At 41.4% G+C, this 6,202-nt stretch carries 9 protein-coding genes; 2 read left to right on the top strand and 7 right to left on the bottom strand.

Annotated elements, in window-relative coordinates; genetic code table 11:
• The first annotated feature begins 269 nt into the window (after positions 1–269).
• Positions 270–464 carry a hypothetical protein gene (locus AC1DLI_RS34060; RefSeq protein WP_477610117.1) on the top strand — a complete coding sequence of 65 codons (195 nt, stop codon included), beginning with the start codon at positions 270–272 and terminating at the stop codon, positions 462–464.
• A gap of 134 nt (positions 465–598) precedes the next feature.
• On the opposite strand, the gene AC1DLI_RS34055 is transcribed toward AC1DLI_RS34060, so the two are convergent.
• The 4 genes from AC1DLI_RS34055 to AC1DLI_RS34040 form a co-directional block, all read right to left on the bottom strand.
• On the bottom strand, positions 599–1,225 hold the full coding sequence (locus AC1DLI_RS34055) for a histidine phosphatase family protein (protein ID WP_477610116.1): 627 nt from the start codon (positions 1,223–1,225) through the stop codon (positions 599–601).
• A 351-nt stretch (positions 1,226–1,576) separates the two neighbouring features.
• Positions 1,577–1,996, bottom strand: a complete 420-nt coding sequence (locus AC1DLI_RS34050; RefSeq protein ID WP_477610114.1) for a hypothetical protein — start codon at positions 1,994–1,996, stop codon at positions 1,577–1,579.
• A gap of 97 nt (positions 1,997–2,093) precedes the next feature.
• Positions 2,094–2,450 carry a hypothetical protein gene (locus AC1DLI_RS34045; protein WP_477610112.1) on the bottom strand — a complete coding sequence of 119 codons (357 nt, stop codon included), beginning with the start codon at positions 2,448–2,450 and terminating at the stop codon, positions 2,094–2,096.
• A 14-nt stretch (positions 2,451–2,464) separates the two neighbouring features.
• A complete protein-coding gene (locus tag AC1DLI_RS34040; protein ID WP_477610110.1) occupies positions 2,465–2,695 on the bottom strand; it encodes a hypothetical protein in 231 nt (76 codons plus the stop codon).
• 782 nt (positions 2,696–3,477) lie between these two features.
• Between AC1DLI_RS34040 and AC1DLI_RS34035 the strand changes: the two genes are divergently transcribed.
• A complete protein-coding gene (locus tag AC1DLI_RS34035; RefSeq protein WP_477610108.1) occupies positions 3,478–4,272 on the top strand; it encodes an alpha/beta fold hydrolase in 795 nt (264 codons plus the stop codon).
• 511 nt (positions 4,273–4,783) lie between these two features.
• Here the strand turns inward: AC1DLI_RS34035 and AC1DLI_RS34030 are convergent.
• Genes AC1DLI_RS34030 through AC1DLI_RS34020 form a run of 3 tightly spaced genes read right to left on the bottom strand, consistent with a single transcriptional unit; the run spans position 4,784 to position 5,798 of the window.
• A complete protein-coding gene (locus AC1DLI_RS34030; protein WP_477610106.1) occupies positions 4,784–5,071 on the bottom strand; it encodes a DUF4362 domain-containing protein in 288 nt (95 codons plus the stop codon).
• Between the two features lie 38 nt (positions 5,072–5,109).
• Positions 5,110–5,256, bottom strand: a complete 147-nt coding sequence (locus AC1DLI_RS34025) for a hypothetical protein (RefSeq protein WP_477610104.1) — start codon at positions 5,254–5,256, stop codon at positions 5,110–5,112.
• A 56-nt stretch (positions 5,257–5,312) separates the two neighbouring features.
• Entirely contained in the window at positions 5,313–5,798 is a 486-nt protein-coding gene (locus AC1DLI_RS34020; protein ID WP_477610102.1) for a hypothetical protein, read from the bottom strand.
• Positions 5,799–6,202: the final 404 nt, after the last annotated feature.

Genomic DNA, 6,202 nt, shown 5'->3' with positions numbered 1-6,202 from the left:
AATTGTATAAGCGAATTCAATGGACAAGATACCCTGACGAGTGGAGTGAGACATATGAGCTCCTAAAGCGTCGAGCAGCTTTACATGATGATGAGGTGGAAAGATTAGAGCGGCAAGAGTTATTGAGCGTCTAGTCAGTTCTATAAATTTGATTGCCGGCAGCAGTCTTATTGTTGTGCTAATGTATCCCGTTAGCGTAACGATGATCTTGTTGAGGATAAATTATCATGCATGATATAATTATAAAAAATGGAAAGAAGGGATAAACTATGAACGCAAAAACAAACCTTCGCCACCAACGTTTCAACACATTTCATAATAAACATAATCAACGAGTAGCAGAGGTTCATAAACGACACGCTACTCAAATCGCGAACGGGGATAATGGAAATAGTTTATTAGCGAGATGGGAAAGATTTGTTTATAACAAAGCACTGGATATTTTGAAGATATTTAAGAAATAATTTATTTGAGGCTGTTCCTAAGCGGAGCAGCCTCTTTCATTTTCTTTTAAAGTTAACCTGCACGTTAGTTCAACAAAGTCAGCCGATCGTTTTGACCGGCTGCCGCTGTGACTTTATTCAGCTATCGTTCCCAGTTAGTTTAATAAAGACAAATGAGAGGAGTCATTAAATACTTCTAAGACATTTTGGTTAAAACCGTTTCGAGTCAATACAGAAATGCTAGCTGGTGATGCAGAAAAGTATGCAGTTCCTAGCATCTGTTCGGAAAATTGTAGCCACCATGCGGTTATATAGGCTAGGGTACCACCATGGGTTACGATCAGTAAATTCTTCTCATTCGTTTCACATAGTAACTCTAAGCAGTCACAAACTCTCCTATACAACTGTCTCCAAGTTTCACCTTTTTGAAATTCTTGATAGTCCAAGTCAAAGCTACTGCCTGTTCTCGGATTTCTGTTAGCTCTCGCCCATTCTTTTTTTTTACCTGTCGCAATACCCGTGTTGATTTCCCGAAGTTCCTTGTTTATGTTTACTTCAAGTCCCATTTGTTCCCCTATGATCTCTGCTGTTTGTGATGCTCTCAATAAATCTGAAGAATAGAGAATGTTTCCACTATTGTCTAAACCGTCTCTCAGTCTTTTTGCGATAATCTCAGCCTGTCTTCTTCCTAGTTCTGTGAGCGGTGTATCTGTCCATCCCCCTGACATTTCGTTTATATGATGCTCTGACTGACAATGTTGCACTAAAATGATTCGTTTCATTCCATTTCTCCTCTGATTTAAATTGTAGTTTAATACAACAATCCAGAATAAGGAAATTCTATACAGTTACTCAATTATCCTGCCCGTTAGCTCAACGAGGCTGCCGTTTCATGCCGGCAGCCTCGTTCTGAAGATTGTTAAACTATAGTGTCCCATTAACTTAATTGATTATATATTATGATTCATTGTTCGGATTCAAATAAGATAACCATCCATACACATTCACTATTCGCCAAGTTAATCTCCCCGTTAGCGTAGCGAAGGGCTGCCATATGGCAGCCCTTCAGGGTTGGAACTATCGTGTCCCGTTAGCTTAATCATCTCCCTCACAATCGTACAATTAACTTATATTTAATGAGGGATATATATACTAATAAATTCAATTGGAGCCCTATCATCACCCCAATTTGCCGTATTAATAAATATTCCTTTATAGTCAGGCAAAACTACGCTACATTCCATATCTTCTTTATCAACCTCATAAGGTATTTTTGTTTTCAAATTAGATAGGATAGTTCCTATCCCGATTTCATTTCTAAATTTACCTTTATAATCACCATGTACAGTTATTTGTTGCAGAATCTTTGTATCGGGATGTAAATAGAAATCAATACAATCTCCTGCTATTATATGGAATCGCCCTTTATAAGCACTTTCTTCAAAATCGTAAGGGAAGGAAATCTGATTCATAACTTCTGTCATGCCCCAACCAAGCATAAACGTTCCTATGCTAATCCCTGGAATAATTTCACCATTTAAATAAGAACTCATTTCATCAATCCTTTGATACCAATAATATCCAAATAAGGCTACTACTACTTAATTATACCATACTTGGATTGCAACACTCATTAAACTAACCTGCCCGTTAGCTCAACAAGCCGCCGAGCGCCGACAGCCTGTTGTTTGTAATTCTGCATCCAAAAAAACACTTCGGACATTTTAACACTTTCCTATTAATCGGTTGCCACGCTTCAAAACAGTTTGAACATAGTACCCAACCATCCTCTAATTTCTCTACTGGGAAAGAATTGTTCACTATAATTTCATCACCAAATCGACTTTCTCTTCCCATCCATTCGGAGACATCGCGAAATAACATTTTACGACAGACAAATACATTGCCATCGAGATTTATCGTTATTTCAGGAGTTTCATTGGCTTTAGAAATATGAATTGAACCAAAAGAATTATATATTTCGTAATTCAATTTAGGTAAGTTCATTTCGACAACATCACCTAGAAGAAGTTCGACAGTGGATGGTTTTTCCCATTGAAGTTGAATAAGGATTCTCTTACTGTACTTAGACCGCAAACCATTGATAAATTTTTATCAATGTATGCGTCATTTATTAAGTGGACTTCCTTAATTAAACCATTATGAAATCCACTGACAGAATCAAAATAACAATCCATCTCTGCTTGTGTTTGTATTTCAATATAACCTTCAACGGAATCCTGGATTGCCATGCTTCCACCTCTTTTATGGAGAGTAACGCTTATCACTGTCTTCTTTCTATACAATTATTGAACAATTTCTAACTACAGTATTCTCGACAATTCTTTAACTATCCTGCCCGTTAGCGTAATGAAAAAGGAAATACTGCCCCCCCTCAGCTACGTCCCTTACGTCTCTCTTTTCTCTTGTAAAATCTGTCTATGAGATGGATTAAGATATGTACCATGGTTATAAGCACTGCCATCTGTATAGCCTTAATAAAACTAACCCCTACAAAATAATAAACCAGAAACAAAATGGCACAAAAATAAAAAGCAATTCCTAGAATTGATTTCATCATTTTCACCTCTCTTAGCTTACTAATTTTACCACACCCCTCCTGTATTGAGCCAAACTGTCTGTTAGCTTAATACAGTAGACAGTTCTCGGAAGCCCCTTATATTGTGCTATCGTTCCCATTAGTTCATTTGCTGGCATGTCGCCGACTCCGTGAGAGGAACTGCAATAAATTACTATTTACGTACAAATAATCGCCACTTCGTCAGCGATATTGTAGTTTTATTTAGCGGTTTACCTTTTGCTCAAATTAAATATGGCTTTCAGATCATCCGATCGTTCGGGGGTACGCTGCACGTCTTCAGCGAGAAGAACAAGGGGATTGAGATGATGGCGAGAATCCCTAGTCTATAGAATCGACGAACCGGGACCGCCGCGCTTCCGCTCGGGCATTCACATTTGGGCGCTGAGCGCGTATCATATCGAGATAGGATTTTGATTCGCGGAGGCATTGACGGTGGGATACTACGTATCAGTAGAGCCGGGGGTAAATCTCTACGTGGAGGATATCAACCCGACGGGAAGCAAGACGATAGTGTTTCTTCATGGCTGGCCGCTCAGCCATGACCAGTTCGAATATCAGTTCGACGTGCTGCCGGGCATGGGCTACCGCTGCATTGGCATCGACTGGCGTGGCTTCGGCAAGTCGGACCGGCCCTACGGCGGCTATAATTTAGAGCGGCTTGCGGACGATATCCGCGCCGTCGTCGATGCGCTGCAGTTGAAAGATTTCGTGCTCGCCGGACATTCGACCGGAGGCGCGATCGCGATCAAATACGTCGTGCGGTACAATGGCGGCGGCGTATCCCAGCTCGTACTGATCGACGCGGCGGCGCCGCGCGGCTTCACCAAGGAGACGGCCGCACAGTTGCTGAAGCAAACGTTGAACGACCGGGCGAACATGATGCTCGGCGTGACGGACATTTTCTTCTTCAGGTACATCACAAAGCCATTCTCGGACTGGTTCAATCGGATGGGCATGCAAGCCGCCGGCTGGTCGACGGCCGCGATTATCGTCATGCTACGGGACTTCGATTTGAATGTTGACCTGTCTCGCATCCAGGTGCCGACGCTGATCGTGCACGGCATTCATGACCAGGTCATTCCGTTCAGCCAGGCGGAGGAGATGCATCGAAAAATTCCCCATTCGCGGCTCGTGCCGTTCATGTACAGCGGGCACGGCTCGTTCTACGACGAACGCGACAAGTTCAATCAGCTGATGCAGGAGTTCGTCGGGACTACGCCGCAATGAACGCCTCGCCGCCGGAACCGTAATAGCACGACGACAGGCAGCTGGTGAGAAGCCGGCTGCCTGTCGTCGTTCTCGAACATTCCAGTGGTCTTTTCGGGTCCCGATAATGAATTAGTACTCTAAAATCAGGAGGATGATTTCTGACTTTTTCATATGGAACCCAGATTTCCATAAACCAGTAACCTCCTCCTCAAAACTATTCCCAGTATATTCGAAGTGTACCATGGCCATAAAATAATGGCACATAACTGCCCAATAGCCTAATGAGGCCACCGTTCCTGCCGGCAGCCTCGTCTTAGTTATTCTGTATAGAACTAACGTTCCCCGTTAATTTAATGAAGGAAGGGTATATGATCAAATATTCATTAATGATATTTGACGGACTACCTCACTGTTTTTATTTAAAGGCTCTGTTATTCTTGATTGTTGATTTTCGTGCAATAGGAAAAACCGCCCATTTTACTGAGCGGTTAATTCTGAACTACCGGTGTAGTTATGTGTTTTATTGTGCTTATTGGCTGCCCTGCTCGGCTTCCGCCTCTATGTTCGTGAACCAGAACGAATTACTGGTTTCATTATCACATCCGGTTAGCTTGTAATGGGAGCCGAACTCCTTGTTCTCCTCGAACTCAATACCCTTGCACACCGTGCTCGGACGACCTGCATCGCTGCCAAACCCGTCCCTCGAGTTGTCGTACGTATACGCAATCGCCTCAGCCCCATCATAGATCAGCTCATAGAAGATGGGGTCACCCTCAACCGTATACTGCGTAATACGCACCTGATTCGGCACGCCCACGTCGAGATTCGTATCCCCGTTAGCGTAACACTCGTTTTTTAAGCCTTATTCCATGCTTTGTAATATTCATCAATTGTTTGATATCGATCGCCTTTTTCAGTATTGACAGCTTTTAGAGCTGTCAAATATTGCTGCTCAGTAGCTTGCCATTTATCAAATGAACGATCCTTTCCGCCTCCAATCATTTGAAAAGCGGTAGCCCCCATTAAAAAGACATTTGACCTTTCATCAATCTCTGCTCCTAGTTGAAATTCTTCAGGCGATCAATAGAGATATAACCACATTTATTTGCATGTATGTGAAATAATAATACGTCCTTGTAAATATCCAATTTTTCTTCGAGCGGCAAATATATGAATTTACCAAAAAAACTATATTGTTTGCCCATACATTCGCCTTCAAACCACTCAAAGACAGTAAGATATCCCCCTTTTATCTCCTTGTGTTCAATCATATCAATAAGCTTGGGATGACGTAAATCTTCGTAAACAGATACTGTTGATTGAAGTCGATTTATTGCTTCATCAATACTTACATTACTTTCTAAAGTTGCTGCACCTGCCATCTTCAAGAATAGCTTATCGTTTTCGTTCTGAATTCCAAAGCATAAATAGCCAGAATCCTGCTTATCGAAGACAGTAAAGACCCTGCCATACTCGGATAGAAAATCAAAATCAAAATCTTCTTTCAAATCAATTGATACGCCATCGATTATTTTTGTTATCATTTCAACCTCCTAAAAAATTTGATACAAATTACCATACTAAGAATAGCTACCATCATTCACTTAGTAGAGGAGTTTTTTATCCTGCCTGTTACTACAATAAAAAAGCAGACTGTCGCTGCAATCCGCTTCATTCCACTATTGTTCCCCGTTAGCTTAATGATTACTGCGATACAAGTAACTACGTTTCACAGGGTATTCCGTCTTAATCCACCTCAACGGAATACCTCTGGCGGACCAAGGGACGAATAGCCCGATGCGTGAAAGGTGTTATTTAAAGTACATTTCTTCACTGATTTACTTACATGAGCTCTTCCTCATAAAATCGTCTTGATTTTTTCTTACCATCAATGATTAAAAAATAAATGTGTTTTTCAGACTTGTAATGCCAATAAATATCTTCGACA

The organism is Paenibacillus sp. 01T443, from assembly GCF_056398325.1.
This window is presented reverse-complemented; position numbering and strand designations above follow the sequence as displayed.